A 1,517-nucleotide genomic window follows, 5' to 3' on the forward strand; every position below is an offset into this window, starting at 1 on the left:
CCCCATCGTCTCCAACCTCACCGGCCGCCTCGCCGACCCCGACCACATCACCACCCCCGCCTACTGGGTCCAGCACATCCGCCAGGCAGTCCGCTTCGCCGACGGCATCCACACCCTCCACACCAACGACGTCCGCCACTACCTCGAACTCGGCCCCGACCCGGTCCTGACCGCGCTCGTGAACGAGACCACCGGTGGTGACGCCACCGGGACCGCCGTCCTGAGGAACGGGCACCCCGAACCCGTCACCCTCCTGACGGCCGTGGCGCGCGTCCACGCCGCGGGGGCTCCGGCCGCCGGCCTGACCGCGCATCTCGGTGCGCCTCGGACGCTGCCCGACCTCCCCACCTATCCCTTCCAGCGGGAACGTCACTGGTTCACCGCCACCGCCCCGGGCGACGTGGCGTCCGCGGGACTGACCGCCACGGGACACCCGCTGCTGACCGCCGAGGCCGAGCTGCCCGACCCGGGCGGACTGCTCCTGACCGGCCGCGTGAACGCCACCGCGCCCGCCTGGGCGGCCGACCACGCCGTCTTCGGCACGCCGGTCATGCCGGGTGTGGCGTTCGTGGACATGTTGCTGCACGCCGCGGCCCGCACGGGCTGCAACCGCGTCGAGGAACTCACCCACCACGTCTTCCTGGCCCTCCCCGAACGCGGTGCCCTGCAGCTACGGGTCCTCGTCCGGCCGGCGGACGACGCGGGACGGCGGGCCTTCGTCGTCCATACCCGGCCCGAGGACGCCCCGTACGGTTCCGACTGGACCTGCCACGTCACCGGCACGCTCACCGACGCCCCCGCGGCCGCCGACGCCCCGGCAGCCGATCCGGCCGCGGACGCGCCCTGGCCGCCGGCCTCCGCCGAACGCCTCGACACCGACGGCTTCTACCGGCGGATCGCCGACACCGGGCTCGGCTACGGCCCGGTCTTCCAGGGCATGCGGGCCGCCTGGCAGGACGGCGACACGCTGTACGCCGAGGTCTCCCTGCCCTCGGGCACCGGTCCGGAACGCTACGGCGTCCACCCCGGGCTGCTCGACTCCGCGCTGCACCCGTTCCTGCTGGCCACGGCCGACGGGACGGACGGCGCGATCCATGTGCCCTTCTCCTGGAGCGGCGTGACCCTCCATGCGACGGGTGCGCACGCCCTGCGCGTCCGGATGGCGCGTCCGGCACCGGAGACCGTCTCGCTGGAGGTCACGGACCCGTCCGGCGCGCCGGTCCTGACCGCCGACTCCCTCGTCCTGCGTCCGGTCCGTCCCGAGCAGCTCGAGGCCGCCCGGTCCGACCGCGACGGCGCGCTCCACGAGGTCGTGTGGCACACGGTGCCCGCGCCGTCGGGCGCCGCCGCGCCCGGTGAAGGGGAGAAGTGGGCCCTGATCGGGGACGGCGGGGACCCGGTGGTCGCCGCGGCGTCGGCGGTGATCGGCTCCGCGGCACGGACGTACCCGGACGTGACGGCCCTGCGCGCGGCGCTGCGCGCCGGTACCGCCCGGCCGGAGACGGTCGTCGCCCGGG

The 1,517-nt window shown here is 75.6% G+C and carries 1 protein-coding gene; it reads left to right on the forward strand.

The features are described 5' to 3' along the window. Positions 1–1,517: polyketide synthase dehydratase domain-containing protein (locus B7767_RS26590; protein ID WP_179167295.1), on the forward strand; the 1,517-nt coding region annotated here is incomplete at both ends.

This window comes from Streptomyces sp. 13-12-16, from assembly GCF_002114215.1.
Classification (GTDB): Bacteria; Actinomycetota; Actinomycetes; order Streptomycetales; family Streptomycetaceae; genus Streptomyces.